Below are 16883 nucleotides of genomic sequence, written 5' to 3'. Positions count from 1 at the left end.
TATCCGCATCCGTCCCGAAGGAGCATCCCCTCCCGAAGGAGCGCCCCTTCCCGACCGACCAGGAGCCCCGACCGCGATGATCCGACCCACCCGCCGGGCCGACACGGACGCCGACTTCACCCGGCGCCGTCTCGCCCAGCTCGCCGTCCTCGGCCTCGCCGCCGGGGCCGCGCCGGCCGCCCTTCCGGGCACGGCCTCGGCCGCCGTCCCCTCCTCGGTGAAGGCGTCGTCCGCCGGCCGTCCGCACTACGACCGCGCCAGCCGCCTCGCCACCGACGACCCCGTGCTGCGGGCCCTGGTGACGGCGCTGACGCCCGGCTCCGTCCTTCCCCCACTGCCCGCGCCCGCGCCCGTCAAGCTGTTCGACAACCTGGTGCTGCTGAGCGCGGGCTGGGTCTCGGCGATGGCGGTGCTGACGGACGACGGCATCGTGCTGATCGACGCGCTCACCTCACCCGCCGATGCCGAGGGCGTCGTCGTCCCCGGGCTGCGGGCGGTCGGCGCCGACCCGGCGGCGATCCGGCACGTCGTCGTGACCCACGGCCACCCGGACCACTTCGGCGGCGCCCAGACCCTCGCCGACCGCTACGGCGCCCGCGTGCACATGTCCCCGGCCGACTGGGACCTCCTCGCCCGCACCCGCCCCGCCGACGCCCCCGTCCGCGACCTCGACATCGCGGACGGCGCGCAGCTCACCCTGGGCGGCACGACGATCGAGCTGCACCACACCCCGGGCCACACCCCCGGCACCGTGTCCCCGGTCATCCCGGTCCGGGCGGGCGGCCGGTACCACAGCGCGATGCTGTGGGGCGGCCTCAACCCGCCCTCGACCGTGGCGGAACTGCGCACCCTCCTCGCCTCCGTCCACTCCTTCCGGGCCGTCATGCGCCGGACGAACGTGGAGGTCGAGCTCTCCAACCACCCGAACGACCACGGCCTCGAACGAGCCGAACAGCTGCGGCGCCAACCGCCCGGCGCCGCGAACCCCTTCCTCCTCGGCGGCCCCCGCACGCAGCGGTACATGGCGGTCATGGACGCGATGGTGCGCGGCCGCATCGCCGACGCGGAGGCTGCGGAAGCGGCGGGGGCGGGAACCGGGGCAGCGTCGCACTCCTGCCGCGGGGTGCGGACATGAGGACGGAGCTCGTCGTCTATCGCCCACCGTGCGGGCGACGTACCGTCAGAGCTCGCCCGGCTCGCCCACCGTGCGGGCGACGTACCGTCAGAGCTCGCCCGGCTCGCCCAGGGTTCGGGCTATGCCCCGGCGGGGGTGGCGCTATCCGGGCCGCTGGTGACCTGTCGGCGGTGGGGTGGGATGTCGGAAGCGCGTACGGGCCCTCGTCGAACGCTCGGCATGCCCGCCAGGGAGGGCGGGCCTGCCCGCCGGCAGGCCGAAAACGCCTTTCACGGACCCGCAGGCCGTGGCTACGGTGGGCAACCCGCCTACGAGAGCCGGTCCATGTCCCGAGAAATCATCACCGTCTGTCTGGCGCCCACCGATCCCGCCGACGTGACGGAAGCACTCACCGCCGCGATGGCGCCGTTCTGGAACGACGCCGAGATCCCTCCGGGCGGCGTCTGGCAGGGCGAGTGGCAGTGGTGGCACGTCTACGGCGGATACCGCACGGACGGCTTCGCGGTCCGCGCCGGGTACGAGGCCGATCCGCGGCTGGTTCGCAACCCGTTCCTGCTCGACGGCCGACCGCGACCGCCGCAGCCGGCCGGGCGCTGCGACGGTGGGCCGCGCGGCCTGCTCGACCTGGACGTCGACCGCGCGCCCGTGGCGGAACAGGCGGGCGCCGACTGGGACCGCTGGGCCGCCTTCAGCGTCGGCTTCGAACCCTCGCTGTCCCTGAGCGCCATGAACGAGCAGGCCCCCGACGGCGCAACGGCCTGGGCCGCGTACCGCGAGCAGCCGGTCGTCCGGGCCGCAGCCCTGCTGGCGGGCGACGAGCGAACCCGCCGGTGGGCGGGCATGTCCGATCCGGTCGGCCACTACGCCCACACCCGTGAGCAGTTCGTACACCGTGAGACCGCCTACGCGGTGACGCCCAGTGTGCTGCTCACCCTGGACGGCGAGTGGATCGACGGCACGGGCTCGTCGTCCGATCCCGAGGTCCTCGCCGGCGCCCGGTACTACGACTTCGCCTACCGCTACCTCGACGGACTCGCCGAGGACGCCCTCATGATCCGCGTCCGCTTCCACACCTGACGGACCGGCCGGGACGCTGCCATCGGCCCCGGCGCCAGGCGGTGCACCGCCAGCACCTCGGGGCGGCGACGGTCCAGGTGCTCGACACCTGCGCACGGCAGCACCCTGGTCGGCCCACCCGCCTCTGCTGTTCGGGCGGGCCGACCGGCCTCCTCAGAACGGTTCAGCGGGGTGCGTCGGAGCTGACGTCGACGGTGAACTGGCGCTTGATCTGGTCCGGCCCTCCGGGCCAGTCCCCACCGAGCTCGTCGCGGTAGGCGATGTGCACGGTCATGGTGGTACGGCCGGGGTTCTGGGCGCGGAAGGTGAAGTAGTAGCGGCCGCCCGAGCCGGTGTTTCCGATTTCGCCGAAGTCGAACAGGTCCCTGACGTCGAAGTTGTGGACGTACTCGTCACCGGCGGCCTTCGCGACGGCCGGGTCGGGGGCTGGAGCGGCCATGCTCCAGACGTCGCCTGCCAACCGGTAGGCGGGCACCTCCACGGAGAACAGCTCGCCGGGCTTGACGGTGATCTGTCCGGAGGTCTGGGTGAATACGGTGCCGTGGTCGAGTTTGCCGGTGGTCTTCCGGTGGACGGTCACCGCGCGCATGGTGGCCGGGACGGCCAGCGCCACGACGACCACCAGCAGGACGAGGCGCCACCTGCGCTTCACGGGGTCGCTTCCCGGTGGGTGACACGCAGCGCCAGGACGGCGGCGACGGCGTCGAGCCAGCGGGCGACCAGTTGGTCCCCTGTGGGGTCCTGTACGACCATGGCGGCTGCCTCCAGCCAGCCGCGGGCCACCGTGGCGGCCGGTCCGGGCAGCGGTTCGGGCAGGGCGGCCGCGAAGCGGGTGCCGCCGGCGCGGACGGTCTCGCCGAGGAAGGCCAGGGCCCGTGGCAGCGTGCCGAGCCGGTCGACGGTGATCGCGGCGGCCACCGCGCCGTCGCTGCCCATATTCCCCCCATGTTGTTCGACACGCTCCGCAGAGCGTCGAACAGCATAATGTCAGCCGGCGGCACGCCGGTGGACGTCGGGTCGCAGGGCCTGGTCGAGGGCGGTGCCGCCGCTGCCGGCGCCGGCGTTCGTCCGGTGAAGCCCCGAACTCGGCCGGGGGAGGCCGGGTTGCGGTCGCGGGGCTGGCGGCCGGGGTGGCGCGTGGTCAGTCGGTGTCGGTGGCGGCCAGGACTGCGAGGTGTCGGCCGTCGGGGTGCAGGGCGGCGAGGGCGAGGTCCCAGGCGACGTTGTGGAACCAGGGGGCGGACGCGGTGCCGAGGCGGAGCCAGGTCGTCTGCCGCACGCGGTCGGCGGTCCGGGTGATCGGCGCGTCGGCGGGGGTGCCGGTCAGGGCGGCCAGGGAGCGCCAGGCGGCGAGTCTGCCGTAGGCGCCGTAGTTGCCGTGGCCGTAGGCCGGTGCGCGCAGGGCGGCGGTGAGCAGGGTCCGCAGGGCGAGGTCGGGGTCGGAGGGGTGGAGCCGGGCCGGGGTCTGGCCGGGCGGCCAGGGGGTGAGCGGCAGGAGCGCGAGGAGTGCCGGGAGGTCCTCGGGGGCAACCGGGTCGGGTAGCCAGAACTCCTGGGCGGCGAGCCTGCCGTTGGACTGGGCGAGCCAGTGGGCGACGGCCGCGCCCATGGCCTCCGTCGTGGCGGGTACGCCGGTCTCGGTCGGTTCGGCCGCGGCCGCCCGCTGCCGCGTCGCCGGCGTGGCCTCCAGCGCGTCGCCCGGCTCCGGCCACACGGCCGGGACCGTCCAGGTCCAGTCGTCGGCGGCCCCCGCGGGGCGCCGCAGCCCGTGCTCTTCGGGCAGCAGGGCCAGCGGCAGTACGGCGAGCGGGTGGCCCTCGGCCAGGAGGGTGTCGGCGAAGGCGCGCAGCGCGGGGTACCCGTTGACCGCGTCCGAGACGAGCACCGTCTCGTGGAGCAGGCAGGCCGCGAACTCGCGCGCGTCCGCGGTCTCGGGCGCCCGGTCGAAGACCTCGTCGGCGATGTCCTCGATGCGGTGCCCGTGGGCGACGACCGCGGCCAGGTAGCGCGGGGAGACGCCGGGGTGCGGCGAGTCCAGTACGCGCACCAGGGCGCGCAGGCTCTGCGGCCCCGGGCGGGCGGCCAGGGCGTTCAGCGTCCAGTACAGGGCCGCGGCGCAGTGCCCCTGAAGGTCCCGGCCGGCGGCGGTGCGGGCGGCGAGTTCCGCCGCGAGGCCGCCGGCCCAGTCGAACTCGCCGGTGGCGACCCGCGATTCGACCTCGGCGCGCAGCACGGAGACGTCCGCGTCGTCGGCCTCGCACAGGGCGTCCACCGTGCGGGTGATGTCCTTGTCCATGGCGTGATTGTTTCCCGGCGGCGGGTGGTCCGCCGCCGGCGGCGCGCCCGCCGACGCTCGGCGACGGCGCGGACCGGTGGCTGCCGCGGCCCCTGCGACCTGCGGATTCGACGAATTGTGACGCGAACGCGTCCATGTGCTGCGGGCGCGTTTCGTGTTCGTGTCCACTTGCCCTGGTCCCTGGTGCCGGGTGTCGCTCGCACACAGACTGGCCTCTGCACGGTCGTGCAACCACCCCTTGGATCGAGGAAGTTCCACCCGCATGCCCAACTCCCCCAGACCCGGCGCTCCCCGGCCGTACCCGTCGCATCCGGTGGGGAGGTGGCGTCCGTGCTCCGGTACGTGACCCGCAGGGCGGCGGGCTGGTTCCTGGTGATCGCCGTGGCCACCAACGCCACCTACTTCCTGGCCAGTTGGTTCCTCGACCCGCGTTCGAACTTCAAGGAGCTGCGCCCGGTCCGCACCGAGGAGCAGATCTCCCGGGCCCTGGCCCCCTACAACCTGGACCCGCACGAGCCGCTGCTGCACCGCTGGTGGGACTGGCTGACCGGAGTGGTCCTGCGCTTCGACTGGGGCCGTTCCCCGGTCGGGGTGCGGGTGAACGGGGAGATCGGCTACCGCTCCCTGGTCAGCGCCGAGCTGGTGACCGGTGCGACGGTCCTGTCGGTCGCCGTCGGTGTGGCGCTCGCGGTGCACACCGCCTCGCGCCAGTACGGCTGGCGGGACCGGGCCGCCCAGGCCCTGTCCATGGCGCTGTTCAACGTCCCGGTGTCGATCGCCGCCCTCGCGCTGGTGCTGCTGGCCATCCGGCTGAACGAGCAGGCGGGTTGGCACTTCCTGTACGTCGCGGGCGAGAACTCGCCCGGCGTGGAGGGGTTCTGGGCGACGGTCGGCGACCGGCTGCTGCACCTGGTGCTGCCGACGCTCACCCTGACCCTGACGGGGTACGTGGGCTACCACCTCACCCAGCGCTCGCTGCTGCTGGACGTCATCGGCTCCGATTTCGTGCGCACCGCCCGGGCCACCGGGCTGACCCGCGCCCAGGCGATCCGCCGGCACGCCCTGCGCACCGCGCTGATCCCCACCGCCCAGTCCGTGGCCTTCGGCATCCCGGCGGTGTTCACCGGCGCGGTGCTCACGGAGACGATCTTCGGTTGGAACGGCATGGGCCAGTACTTCATCCAGACCATCAGCAAGAACGACGTGCACGGCACCGTGGCGACCGCCGCGTTCGCCGCCGCCCTGACGGCGGTCGGCGCGATCCTCGCGGACATCGCCACCGTCCTCCTCGACCCGAGGGTGCGGGTGAGCTGAGATGAGCACCCCTGTGACCCCTGTGGGTCCCGACGCGGCCGCCGAGCATGACAAGCACGACGGGCACGACAAGCACGACGGCCGCTACCTGGGCCGGCGCCGCCTCTACCTGCGCCGCTTCCTGCGCAACCGGACCGCCGTCGCCGGCGTGGTGATCTTCCTGCTGCTCGTGCTGTTCAGCGCGCTCGGCGGCCTGTTCACCCCGTACGGCTTCGCGGACACCGACTTCTCCGCCCTCACCCAGGCCCCGAGCGCCGAGCACTGGTTCGGCACCAACCAGGGCGGCAACGACGTCTACGCCGCCGCCGTGCACGGCCTCCAGCGCTCGCTGGTGATCGCGGTGACCGTCTCCCTGCTGACCGTCGCCCTCGCCGCGGTCGTGGGCGCGGGCGCCGCCTACGTCGGGGGCCGGGTGGAGAAGGCGACCCTCGCCCTCATCCACTTCCTGCTGGTCGTGCCGTCCTTCCTCGTCCTCGCCCTGGTCTCGCACCGACTGGCGGGCGACTGGCGGGTCCTCATCCTCGTCCTGACGGTGTTCGGCTGGATGTCCACCGCCCGCGTGGTCTGGTCGGTGTCGACGTCCCTGCGCGAGCGCGACTACGTGCGCGCCGCGGAGTACATGGGCGTGCGCCCCCTGCGCATCGTGCTGCGCCACATCATCCCCAACCTGGGCTCCCTGCTCATCGTCAACCTCACCCTGGGCGTGGTCTCCACCGTGCTCAGCGAGACCGCCCTGTCCTTCCTCGGCTTCGGCGTCCAGACCCCCGACGTGTCGCTGGGCACGATGCTCGCCGACGGCGCGGGCACCATCACCAGCGCCCCCTGGCTCTTCGCCTTCCCCGCCGGGCTGACCGTCCTGCTCACCGTCTCGATGACCTTCGTCGGCGACGGCCTGCGCGACGCCCTCGACCCCACGTCCACCACCGGCGCGGCAGGAGCCCGACGATGACCCTCGCACCCGCCCCCCGCACCGGGCCCGCGACCGACCCCACCGGGTCCACCGACCCCGCCGGGCCCGCACCCGTCCTGTCCGTACGCGGCCTGAGCGTCTCCTTCCCCTCCGAGGCCGGACCGGTGGAGGCCGTGCGCGGCGTCGACTTCGACCTGCTGCCCGGGCGCACGCTGGGCATCGTCGGCGAGTCCGGCTCCGGCAAGTCCGCCACCGCCCTCGCCGTCATGGGCCTGCTGCCGCCCACCGCGCGGATCGGCGGCCGGATCCTGCTGGGCGGCCGCGACCTGGCGGCGATGGACGACAAGGAGCTCTCCCGGGTCCGCGGCAAGGACATCGGCATGGTCTTCCAGGACCCGATGTCCGCGCTCACGCCCATCTTCAGCGTCGGCCGGCTGCTCTCCGAGGCCCTGCGCGTGCACCGGGAGCTGTCCCGGAAGGACGCCTGGGAGCAGGCGGTGGAACTGCTCGACCTGGTCGGCATCCCCGACCCGCGCGAACGCGCAAAGTCGTTCCCGCACGAGTTCTCCGGCGGCATGCGCCAACGCGTCGTCATCGCCCTGGCCATCGCCAACAGGCCCTCGGTGCTCGTCGCCGACGAGCCCACCACGGCGCTGGACGTCACCGTCCAGGCGCAGATCCTCGACGTGCTGCGCCTGGCCCAGCGCGAGACCGGCGCCGGCCTCGTCCTGATCACCCACGACCTGGGCGTGGTGGCCGGCCACGCCGACGACGTCGCCGTCATGTACGCCGGGCGGATCGTCGAGCACGCGGGCGTCGACGAGCTCTTCCGCCGTCCCACGATGCCCTACACCGCCCGCCTGCTGGCCAGCGTCCCGACCGTGGACAGCGGTGTCCCGCGGCCCCTGGTCCCGGTCGGCGGGGAGCCGCCGTCCCTGGTGGCCCTGCCCGGCGGCTGCCCCTTCGCGCCCCGCTGCGCGGTGGCCGTGGACGTATGCCGGACCACCGAACCAGGCCTGGCCGCACCGGACTTGACCTCAGCGGACCTGAGCGCACCGGCGCCGGCCGGGCGGCCCGGCCGCGCCGCCTGCCACCGCGCCCGGGAGATCGCCGACGGCAGCCTCGACCCGGTCGGGGCGGCCCCGCCCGTGCCGACGGCCGGCCCCGCCGAGCGGACCGCCGGCGAGGTGGTCCTGCGCGTCGAGGACCTGGTCAAGACGTTCCCCGTCACCAAGGGCGCCCTGCTCAAGCGCCGGGTGGGCACCCTGCACGCGGTCAGCCACGTCGGCTTCGAACTGCGCGCGGGCGAAACCCTGGCCCTGGTCGGGGAGTCCGGCAGCGGCAAGACCACCACGCTGCGCGAGGTGCTGCGGCTGCGCGCCCCCGAGGGCGGCCGCGTCGAGGTGGCCGGCACCGACGTCGCCACGCTGCGCTCGGCCGCCGAGGTGCGCGAGCTGCGGCGCCACGTGCAGATCGTCCTCCAGGACCCGACGGACGCCCTGGACCCCCGGCTGACCGTCTTCGACCTGCTGGCCGAACCGCTCCAGGCCGCCGGCGCCGACCGCACCGCCGTCCGCTCCCGGGTCACCGAACTCCTGGACCTGGTGGGCCTGGACCGCGCCATGGGCGACCGCTTCCCCGCCGCCCTGTCCGGCGGCCAGCGCCAGCGCGTCGGCATCGCCCGCGCCCTGGCCCGCGAGCCGAGGCTGCTGGTCCTGGACGAGCCGCTGTCCGCCCTGGACGTCTCCGTGCAGGCCGAGATCATCAACCTGCTCGCCCGGCTGAAGCGCGAACTGGGCCTGGCCTACCTCGTGGTGGCGCACGACCTGGCCGTGGTGCGCTACTTCTCCGACCGCGTCGCGGTGATGTACCTCGGACACGTCGTCGAGTCCGGCGCCACCGAGGAGATCTTCGCCCGGCCCCGGCACCCGTACACCCGGGCCCTGCTGTCGGCCGTCCCGGTCCCCGACCCGGAGCGCGAGCGCCACCGCGAGCGCGTCGTCCTCGCGGGCGAGCAGCCCAGCGCCGCCCGGCTGCCGCAGGGCTGCGTGTTCGTCGACCGCTGCCCGCTCCACCGGGAGGCCGACGAGGCCGTACGCACGCGCTGCCGCACCGAGCGGCCGGCGACCGTCGGCGCCCCGGACGGCTCCGACCACCGGTACGCCTGCCACGCGGTCTGACACCGCCCCCCGCTCTTCCCCGTCTCACCGAATCCCACCAAGGACACCCCATGCGTCGGAAGCTCGCCCTGCCCCTCGCGCTCGCCGCGGCCGTCTCGGTCGCCGCCACCGCCTGCTCCTCCTCGTCCCCCTCCGGCGGCTCCACCGGCGCCTCCCCCGGGCAGGACGCCAAGAACGCCGCCAAGGTCGCGTCCTCCGTCACCGACTACAACCCCCAGCCGTACGAGAACATCAAGGACGGCGGCACCTACACCACCGCGGGGACCTTCGACGAGCAGGGCAACCCGTTCAACGTCAACGGCACCCTGAACGCGCTGCGGGTCTGGTCCTGGTACAACGCCGACGCCATCACCTACTCGCCCACCGGCGAGGTCCAGTACAACCCGGACTACTACAGCGACGTGAAGGTCTCCGTCGAGGGCGGCGACCAGAAGGTCGTCATCACCCTCAACCCCAAGGCCGTGTTCAACGACGGCACCCCGATCGACTGGCGGGCCATCGAGGCCACCTGGAAGGCCAACAACGGCTCCGACAAGGAGTACGCGGCCTCCTCCACCGACGGCTACGACCGCATCACCTCCGTCACCCGGGGCGCGGACGACAAGCAGGCGGTCATCGCCTTCAAGGGCGTCAACGCCTCCTGGTCCGCGCTGTTCACCACCTTCCTGCACCCCCAGGCCGCCACCGTCGACAACTTCAACAAGGCGTACGTCAAGACCGCCCACCCCGAGTGGGGCACCGGGCCGTACACCGTGGGCACCTGGGACGACCACTCCGGCAACATCACCTTCGTGCGCAACCCCACCTGGTGGGGCCGGCCGGGCAAGCTCGACAAGCGCGTCTACGTCAACCTGGAGAGCGCCGCCTCGATCAACGCCTTCAAGAACGGCGAACTCGACTACGCCCCCGTCGGGACGGCGGAGAACCTCAAGCAGGTGAAGACGGTCAAGGACGCCGAGATCCGCAGCGGCGGCAGCCCCTTCGAGTACTCGCTGTACCTCAACACCAAGTCCCCGCTGCTCGGCGACGTCCAGGTCCGCAAGGCCGTGCAGGAGAGCATCGACCGCGCCCAGATAGCGAAGATCCGGTTCCAGGGCCTCGACTACACCGAGCCGCTGCCCGGCTCGTCGGTGCTCTACAGCTTCCAGCAGGGCTACCGCGACAACGTCGCCTCCGTGCTGAAGTACGACCCGGAGCAGGCGCGCAGGACCCTGGACGCGGCCGGCTGGAAGCCCGGGGCCGACGGCATCCGCGCCAAGGACGGCAAGCAGCTCGCGATCGGCTACACCCTGCTCGGCGACGGCCCCATCGAGAAGGCCACCGCCGGCGCGTTCACCGCGATGCTCAAGGCCGTCGGCGTGAAGGTGGACGTCAACAAGGTCTCCGAGAACGACTTCTCCAAGGTCCTCAGCGACCGCCGCTTCGACCTGTTCATCTCCGGCAACCGCTCGACGGACCCCTTCGGCGCCCGGTACCTGTGCGACTTCTACTGCTCCGACCGCGACTCCAACATCACCGGAGCCGGCACCCCCGAACTGGACAAGGAGATCCGCGCAACCGGAGAGATCGCCGACCTCGGCCAGCAGATCGCGGCCGTCAACGAGGTCGAGCAGAAGGCCCTCCAGCAGTACTCCCTGCTGCCGCTCTACAGCGGCCCCTCCACCTACGGCATCCGCAAGGGCCTCGCCAACGTCGGCGCCGCCATCTTCTACAGCCCGCTGCCCGAGACCGTCGGCTGGCAGAAGTAGCAGCACCGCCGGCGCCCGGGGCTGTCGACTCCCCGGACCGTCGGACGTGCGCTCGCCGAAGGGCGGCTCCGCGGGCCGCCCTTCGGCGGAGCATCACCCGGTCCGGCCGCCGGTGGGGGTCTCGGCGTGCCGGTGGAGGGCCTCCAGGAGCGTGATCTGACGATTCGTCAGTTTGCCGTCGGTGCGGGCTTTGTCCTGTTTGCGCAGCCAGGTGCCGGGACGGAAGGCCGGGTCGGCCTCGCCGCCGGTGCGGTTCACCGGGCCGTCGAGGGCTCCGCCGGCGGCGAGGTAGGCGAGCAGGCGACGGTAGGAGCGGTTCCAGTCCGGCTCCAGGCGCCACAGCTCGTCCAGCGCGTCCAGCTTCGCCGCCTGGTCGCCGGTGAGGCCCGCGGCCTTGCGCTGGCGGCGCATCCACGCGCCGACCGCGTAGTCGTCCAGCTTCGCGGTGGCGGGGATGGCGAGGTGGCCGTGCCGGCGGTGGAACGCGGCGGCGTACGCGGCGCCGCGTTCCCAGGCGTTGGCGTTCTTCGACCAGATCATGCCGAGCGCGTCCAGCTCGCTGACCCGGGCGGCATCGAGCAGGCCCTGGCCGTGGAGGTGGCGCTGGCGGGCGAGCCAGGAGATCAGCTCGGCGTTCCTGGTCTTGTCGGTGGGGTCGAGGTGACCGTGCTCGATGTGGAACCCGGCGGCGACGGCGTGCATCCGCTGCCACTCGACCGCGCGCGGGTTGAACGCGCGCAGCTTGACGGTCTGGAGGATGCGCGCGGCGTGCCGGCGGGCGTCGACCTTCAACCACTCGACCGGCGACTCGACCGGGGCCGCCGGCTGCTGATCGCCCTCGGCCGGCTTGGCCGCGGTGGTGTGCGCGGCGGGCTGCGAGCGGTGGGCGCGCAGCTCGGTGATCCGGCCGACCACCCGGGCGTCGTGCGCCGCGAGAGCGCGCAGGACCCGCCAGATCGTACGGAAGCTGGACGCCTCGATCTCGGTGTCGGCCTCCGCCTTCACGGCCTCGCCGGCGTCGTGGACCTCGGACGGGTGCGCGGTGGCGGTGTCGTCGCCGACCTGAGGCGTCGGCAGGTAGACCGGGATGACGATCCACGAGACCTTGCCCTGCCGGTAGGACTGGCGCAGGGCGCGGCCCACGGCCTGGACGATGTCGATGACCGAGCTCTTGGGGTCGGCGAAGCAGACGGCGTCCACCGCGGCGACGTCGATGCCCTCGGTCAGCAGCCGGCTGTTGCAGAGGATGCCGCACTCCTCGCCGTCCTCGCCGGTGTGGGCCTTGAACTCGGCGAACGCGGCCCGGCGGTCACGGAGGCGGTCCGTGCCGGCCACCGCCTTCGCCCAGATCCGCTCCGGGCGCTCCGCGTCCTCCAGCAGCCGGGAGGCGTCCGGCAGGGTGTCCGCGAACTCCCGTGCCGCGCTGACCCGGGAGTGGAAGGTGATCACGCGGCGCAGTCCGAGGTCGGCGACGGCGCGCAGCACGGCGATCTGCAGGGCCAGGCGCAGCAGTTCCTCGTTGGAGCGCTGGGTGCGCAGGTCGGCGACGGCGGGGAGGCGGAGGAGTTCGCGCAGGTCCTCGTCGGTGACGACGGGGACCAGGACGCGGTAGTCGGCGAGGTAGCCGTGCTCGATGCCCTGGCCGAGGGTCCAGGTGAAGACGGTCCGGCCGTAGATGCTCTCGTCGTCCATGGAGCAGAGCGCGGGCAGCGCCTGGCCGTCGGCGTCGGCGAGGTCGGCCAGGCCGTCCTTCGCGCGCCGGTCGTCGGCGATGCGCGGGGTCGCGGTGAAGTAGAGCCGCCGGGTGGCGGGGACCTGGGCGTCGTCGTGGACGGCCGCCCACGCCTTGCTCTCGGCGCCGGCGGTCCGGTGCGCCTCGTCGATGACGACCAGGTCCCAGGCGGGCAGGCCGAACTCGCGGTGGGCCTGGACGATCCGCTCCAGCGAGGCGTAGGTCGCGTACACGGTGACCGGCTGGTCGTCGGGGGCGCCGGCGACCAGGTCGGCGATCCGGGCGGCCTGGGTGGTCACCCTGGCGTGGACGCGGCCGCCGGCCTCCGCGCTCTCCAACGCCTCCTCCCGTGAACAGGCCGCCACCGCCAGGCCGCGGCGTCCACCTCGCAGGGACCAGGCCTCGGCGGTCTGCTCCAGCAGCTCGATCGTCGGCACCAGCACCAGGACCCGGCCCCTCGCCGCCAGGCGCCGGGCGCAGCCGGCGGCGATCAGGGTCTTGCCGGAGCCGGTCGCCGCGACGACCGTCGCGCGGCCGCCGTCCTTCACCTCGCGCACGGCGGCGGCCACCGCGTCCTTCTGGAACCCGTGCAGCGGCAGCGGGTTCGCCACGGCGATACCGAGCGGCTGCGCCGGGAGCGGCGGCCCGGTCGGCGCGTCCTGCTCGGCGGTGGCGGTGGTGCTCTCCACGACGCGGGTGTCTCCATTCGTGTGCCGGGTGCCGGGGGGAGGGGTCAGTGCTCGTCGGGGTAGGCGTAGCGGTGGAGGGCGTCGATCAGGCCTTCGACCAGGTCGCCGAACGGCGTGGTCCGCCAGTCGCCGTCGAAGCCGCCCTCGGCCAGGAGGATGTCGGCGAGTCGGTCGGTCAGCTCCTGGGCGTCCTCCTCGCTCGGCGGGGTGGCCGGGTCGAGGGCCACGCCGCGGGCCTCGGCGGCGCGGCGCAGCACGGTGAGCTTCTCGTCGGAGCCGGCGAACCATGCGGGGCGGTGGGGGTCCGGTGCGGTGTGCCGGTCCGGATGTCCTGCGCTCACCGGTTCTCCCCGGGGATCCAGCCGCGGACTTCGAGGTACTGGATGTCGGCGTCGGCGATGGCGCGGCCGGTCTCCCCCAGCCAGGCCTTCATGGCCTCGGTGACGTCGCCGTGGTGGTCGGCGACGCGCCGGGACCACTCGGCGGCGTCGAAGCCCCCGGTGGAGGCGGAGCCGTAGGTGCGCTCCTCGGTGCCGTCCGCGCGGGGGACGAACCCGCGCCGGATGCCGCCGGAGTCCTGCTCCGAGCCCGCGCTGTAGACGTACTGGTCGGCCTTCATCCGGACGGTGAAGGCGAGACGGCCGCCGGCCCGGCCGGTCTCGTGCACCACGGGCGCGAGGTGGCCGGCGCCGGACCTGATGGCCTGTCTCCCGGCCCGGCCGGCCATCGACCCGCCGGCCTCGCCGACCGTGTCCTTGCCCCGGACCCGGGCCTTCTGTCCGGTCCTGGTACGGCGGCGGTTGGTGTTCGCCTCCGCGATCCCGGACAGCGTCTCCTCGTCGCGCTCGCCGCCGCGGACCGCCCGGACCAGCTGGCGCAGCGCGCCGACCATGCTCGCGCCCTTGCCCTTGGTGAAGAACTGGGAGACGAGCGAGGCGTCGCGGCCGAGCATCCCGGCGACCTGGCGCTTGGTGTAGCCGTGGTCGATGAGCTGCTGGGTCAGCCGCGCGGCCTCGTTGGGCTGGTTCGGGTCGGCCGGGCTCACCGGGTCTCCTCCGCGGCGAGTTCGGCGCGGCCCAGGCCGCGCAGCTTCAGGTACTGCTCCTGGCTGGTGGGGTGCTCGACGGGGCCGGTGAGGTGGCCCTTGAGGAGGTAGTCGCCGGGCTCGCCGCGGTAGGGCCAGGGCTGGCGCTCGGTCAGGGCGATGCCGTCGGTGCCGAAGTAGACGACGGTGCCGGGCTTCGCGTGCAGGGCGCCGGCGTGGCCGATGACCTCCATGCCCTGGCGGTACCTCATGTCCAGCAGCGCCGCCCGCGCCCCCGACCACACGTAGGCGGCCCACTCGGGGTGGGCGTACGGGTCGCGGGAGAAGCCGGCCTGCCGCTGCCAGGTCACCACCTGGTCGTCCCGGCCGAGGATCTCGATCCCGGCGGGCAGGGTCTCGCCGACCGGGGTGGTGCCGGAGACCAGGCGCGGGCGCTGGGCGAAGCCGCCGAGGCCGAACAGCAGCACCGCGCGGACGGCGCGGGAGGCGAGGTAGGCGGCGGTGCGCTGGCGGTCGTCGCCGTGCATGCGGGAGAGGTTGGTCAGGTCCGCCCACGCCGACTTGAGGCGCTTGCCCCACTCGTCGAGCGGCTTGCCGTCCTCCCAGAGCAGGCCGCCGAGGACCTCGATCCGCCACGGTGCGAGGTGGTTGGCCAGGGCGAGGTGGACCTCGGCGCCGCCCGCCCAGGTGGTGAAGGTCTCGCCGGGCGCCGAGGGGTAGGTCCAGGCGCGGTCGCCGGTGACCGGGGCGGGCAGCAGGCCGACGTGGTTCCAGCCCTGCGGGACGGTCACCTTGACGTTCCAATGCGAGCAGGACATCAGGGCCTTGGTCTGCTCGGCCTCCGTCATCACGGCGAACGCGGCGGCGGTGATCCGGCGCGGGGTGCCGACCGGGGACTTCCACAGGTGCTTGGCGTAGGCGAAGGTGCGGTCGTACTCCACCAGGGCGGGCAGCTGCTGCGGGACGCGCGGGGGCAGGACCAGCTCGGTGCGGCCCTGGCCGCCGGTGGCGTGCAGCAGGCCGCGCAGCTCCTCGGACAGGACCGGGTAGCCGCCGGCCCACTTGCCGGTGGTCGGGACGGTGCGCGACCACAGGTCCCGGCCGGTCTGCGACGGCGAGCCCATGAGGACCGCGTCGTCCCAGTGTCGGCGCAGCGCCTGCCACAGCAGGGTGAACGCCTGACGGCAGGTGACGACGTCGGCGCCGTCCGGGTCGAACCACTCCCCCATGGAGCGGATCTCGGTGGTGCCGCTGTCCGGGGCCGCGGTGGGGGCGTAGCGGCCGACGGGCTGGCGCTGGTGGACGAAGTGGCCGGCGAGCTTGTCCCGGCCGGAGCCGACGGCGGTGGTCCACCGCTCGGACGGCGTGTTCAGCCAGGCGGCGACGGCGTCCTTGAGGGTGGAATAGCGCTCGGCGCCGTCGTGCCAGGGGGCGCCGGCGGTGATGTAGACGCGCTCCGTGCCCGGCGCGGTCGCCAGGACGGCGTCCAGGATCTCCCCGGGGGTGCGGGCGCCGAGGTCGAGGCGCACGGTCTGGTCGCGGACCGCGAGCATCCCGGCGGCCGCGTCCAGGAACACCGTGGAGCGGGCCTGCTGCGTGAAGTTCGGGCGCTTGGAGAGCAGGCCGGTCGTCACGGCCTCGAACCGCGCGCCTGCCGGGCCTTCGGGGAGGGTGGGCAGCTCGCGCGGGCCGGCCTCGACCGCCGGACGTACCGAGGCCGCTGGGACGACCGGCGCGGCGACGGCCGGGGTCGGCTGCTCGACCGGGGCCGGCTGCTCGAGTACGGCGACGGGGCGGGTCAGCGCCGGGGCGACGGCGGCGGGTGGCTCGGCAACCGGCGCCGGTTCTGCCGCTTCCTCCGCTTCCGCCACTTCCGCGACGGGCGCCGGGGCGGGCGCGGCGGCGCGGACGGCGGCCGGGGTCGGGTCCAGCAGCGGGGCGATCCGCACGACGTCGCCGACCGACAGGCCCGCGGCCTTCGCGATGGCGTCGGCCTTCGCGCCCTCGTATCCCGCCAGCCCGGCCACCCGTCGCGAACGCTGGGCGGCGAGCCTGTCCAGCTCCTTCCGCGCGGCCGCGACCTGCTTCTCGGCGGCCGTGATCCCGGCGCGCAGCTCGCGCAGACCGGCGAGTTCGGCGGTGTACGTCTTGCGGTCCATCAGGCGCCGCCTTCCGCGGTGACGGTCGCGGTGGCGAGCTCCGCCGTCTCCCGGTCGATGCGGGCCAGGGCGGCCTTGAAGACGGGGACCAGGTCCTCGTTCATGACGTAGCCCGTCGTGCGCTGGTAGGAGGGGTTCTCGGGGTCGTACTGGGCCTCGACGGGCTGCGGCATCCCGATGGGCCAACGCTTCTTGGCGGCACCCCGGTTGACGGCCTTGGTGATCGCACCGGACCGACCGCGCAGGGACTCCGACCCGTCGGGGCCGCGCAGGTGGCCGGAGGCGACCCAGCCCTCGCCTTCGGCGGCGAGGCGGATGATCTGCACGGCGGTGGCCGGCAGGTCCCGCAGGAGTTGCGCGGCCCTGGTGACGGTCCACTGCGCGTCCTGGAGCACCGGCGCCGCCCCGTGCCTGCCCAGCAGCGCGAAGAGCTCACGCGCCAGGTCCTCGGACACGTCCTCCAGGACGAGTCTCATGTGAACCCCCTCATAGTCCCATGGTGTCGGCTAACTCCACATAGGGTAGCGCTGGGGCGCTTCCCGGCAGCGCGCGACCGGGCAGGTGGCCGCCGGTGAACCGGGCCGGCGCGGCGAGGGCA

General features: G+C 73.9%; 14 protein-coding genes. 6 read left to right on the top strand and 8 right to left on the bottom strand.

Annotated elements, in window-relative coordinates; translation table 11 throughout:
* Positions 1–76: 76 nt before the first annotated feature.
* Positions 77–1135, top strand: coding sequence for an MBL fold metallo-hydrolase (locus ACFVXH_RS08380; RefSeq protein ID WP_387821547.1), 1059 nt, complete (start codon positions 77–79; stop codon positions 1133–1135).
* Between the two features lie 324 nt (positions 1136–1459).
* Positions 1460–2212, top strand: a complete 753-nt coding sequence (locus ACFVXH_RS08375) for a hypothetical protein (RefSeq protein WP_380739750.1) — start codon at positions 1460–1462, stop codon at positions 2210–2212.
* Between the two features lie 163 nt (positions 2213–2375).
* Here ACFVXH_RS08375 and ACFVXH_RS08370 read toward each other — a convergent pair whose 3' ends face one another.
* The 3 genes from ACFVXH_RS08370 to ACFVXH_RS08360 form a co-directional block, all read right to left on the bottom strand.
* Positions 2376–2864, bottom strand: a complete 489-nt coding sequence (locus tag ACFVXH_RS08370) for a protease inhibitor I42 family protein (RefSeq protein ID WP_380739748.1) — start codon at positions 2862–2864, stop codon at positions 2376–2378.
* Complete coding sequence (locus ACFVXH_RS08365) at positions 2861–3148, bottom strand: hypothetical protein (protein WP_387821543.1); 288 nt, start codon at positions 3146–3148, stop codon at positions 2861–2863. The genes ACFVXH_RS08370 and ACFVXH_RS08365 overlap by 4 nt, the downstream gene beginning before the upstream one ends.
* Before the next feature lie 205 nt (positions 3149–3353).
* Entirely contained in the window at positions 3354–4508 is a 1155-nt protein-coding gene (locus ACFVXH_RS08360; protein ID WP_387821540.1) for a DUF6183 family protein, read from the bottom strand.
* 330 nt (positions 4509–4838) lie between these two features.
* On the opposite strand from ACFVXH_RS08360, the gene ACFVXH_RS08355 reads away from it, so the two are divergent.
* The 4 genes from ACFVXH_RS08355 to ACFVXH_RS08340 are packed head-to-tail and all read left to right on the top strand — an operon-like array spanning position 4839 to position 10660.
* Positions 4839–5822 carry an ABC transporter permease gene (locus tag ACFVXH_RS08355; protein ID WP_387821537.1) on the top strand — a complete coding sequence of 328 codons (984 nt, stop codon included), beginning with the start codon at positions 4839–4841 and terminating at the stop codon, positions 5820–5822.
* A 1-nt stretch (position 5823) separates the two neighbouring features.
* Entirely contained in the window at positions 5824–6771 is a 948-nt protein-coding gene (locus ACFVXH_RS08350) for an ABC transporter permease (RefSeq protein WP_387821535.1), read from the top strand.
* Positions 6768–8912, top strand: coding sequence for a dipeptide ABC transporter ATP-binding protein (locus tag ACFVXH_RS08345; protein WP_387821532.1), 2145 nt, complete (start codon positions 6768–6770; stop codon positions 8910–8912). Before ACFVXH_RS08350 ends, ACFVXH_RS08345 begins: the two co-directional genes overlap by 4 nt.
* Positions 8913–8962: 50 nt before the next feature.
* Positions 8963–10660 (top strand): ABC transporter family substrate-binding protein, encoded by a 1698-nt coding sequence (locus tag ACFVXH_RS08340; RefSeq protein ID WP_387821529.1) that lies wholly within the window; start codon positions 8963–8965, stop codon positions 10658–10660.
* A gap of 93 nt (positions 10661–10753) precedes the next feature.
* Here ACFVXH_RS08340 and ACFVXH_RS08335 read toward each other — a convergent pair whose 3' ends face one another.
* The 5 genes from ACFVXH_RS08335 to ACFVXH_RS08315 are packed head-to-tail and all read right to left on the bottom strand — an operon-like array spanning position 10754 to position 16761.
* Positions 10754–13081: a Helicase associated domain protein gene (locus ACFVXH_RS08335; RefSeq protein ID WP_387821526.1), complete on the bottom strand. Its 2328-nt coding sequence runs from the start codon at positions 13079–13081 to the stop codon at positions 10754–10756.
* 44 nt (positions 13082–13125) lie between these two features.
* Positions 13126–13422: a hypothetical protein gene (locus tag ACFVXH_RS08330; RefSeq protein WP_074006120.1), complete on the bottom strand. Its 297-nt coding sequence runs from the start codon at positions 13420–13422 to the stop codon at positions 13126–13128.
* The gene (locus tag ACFVXH_RS08325) at positions 13419–14126 is read right to left on the bottom strand and encodes a helix-turn-helix domain containing protein (RefSeq protein WP_387821523.1); all 708 of its coding nucleotides are present in this window, start codon (positions 14124–14126) and stop codon (positions 13419–13421) included. The genes ACFVXH_RS08330 and ACFVXH_RS08325 overlap by 4 nt, the downstream gene beginning before the upstream one ends.
* Entirely contained in the window at positions 14123–16285 is a 2163-nt protein-coding gene (locus tag ACFVXH_RS08320) for a hypothetical protein (protein ID WP_387821521.1), read from the bottom strand. Before ACFVXH_RS08320 ends, ACFVXH_RS08325 begins: the two co-directional genes overlap by 4 nt.
* Complete coding sequence (locus ACFVXH_RS08315; protein ID WP_387821518.1) at positions 16285–16761, bottom strand: hypothetical protein; 477 nt, start codon at positions 16759–16761, stop codon at positions 16285–16287. The genes ACFVXH_RS08320 and ACFVXH_RS08315 overlap by 1 nt, the downstream gene beginning before the upstream one ends.
* Positions 16762–16883 lie beyond the last annotated feature (122 nt).

It is taken from the genome of Kitasatospora sp. NPDC058184 (assembly GCF_042883725.1).
Taxonomy (GTDB): Bacteria; Actinomycetota; Actinomycetes; order Streptomycetales; family Streptomycetaceae; genus Kitasatospora.
The sequence above is the reverse complement of the archived record's forward strand: the minus strand, read 5'-3'. Positions and strand labels throughout refer to the sequence as shown.

Excerpts from the sequence above, each read along its gene's own strand:
- ACFVXH_RS08365 (WP_387821543.1), bottom strand. The coding sequence starts at position 3,148 with ATGGGCAGCGACGGCGCGGTGGCCGCCGCGATCACCGTCGACCGGCTC.
- ACFVXH_RS08350 (WP_387821535.1), top strand. The coding sequence starts at position 5,824 with ATGAGCACCCCTGTGACCCCTGTGGGTCCCGACGCGGCCGCCGAGCAT.
- ACFVXH_RS08340 (WP_387821529.1), top strand. The coding sequence starts at position 8,963 with ATGCGTCGGAAGCTCGCCCTGCCCCTCGCGCTCGCCGCGGCCGTCTCG.
- ACFVXH_RS08345 (WP_387821532.1), top strand. The coding sequence starts at position 6,768 with ATGACCCTCGCACCCGCCCCCCGCACCGGGCCCGCGACCGACCCCACC.
- ACFVXH_RS08375 (WP_380739750.1), top strand. The coding sequence starts at position 1,460 with ATGTCCCGAGAAATCATCACCGTCTGTCTGGCGCCCACCGATCCCGCC.
- ACFVXH_RS08360 (WP_387821540.1), bottom strand. The coding sequence starts at position 4,508 with ATGGACAAGGACATCACCCGCACGGTGGACGCCCTGTGCGAGGCCGAC.
- ACFVXH_RS08315 (WP_387821518.1), bottom strand. The coding sequence starts at position 16,761 with ATGAGACTCGTCCTGGAGGACGTGTCCGAGGACCTGGCGCGTGAGCTC.
- ACFVXH_RS08380 (WP_387821547.1), top strand. The coding sequence starts at position 77 with ATGATCCGACCCACCCGCCGGGCCGACACGGACGCCGACTTCACCCGG.
- ACFVXH_RS08320 (WP_387821521.1), bottom strand. The coding sequence starts at position 16,285 with ATGGACCGCAAGACGTACACCGCCGAACTCGCCGGTCTGCGCGAGCTG.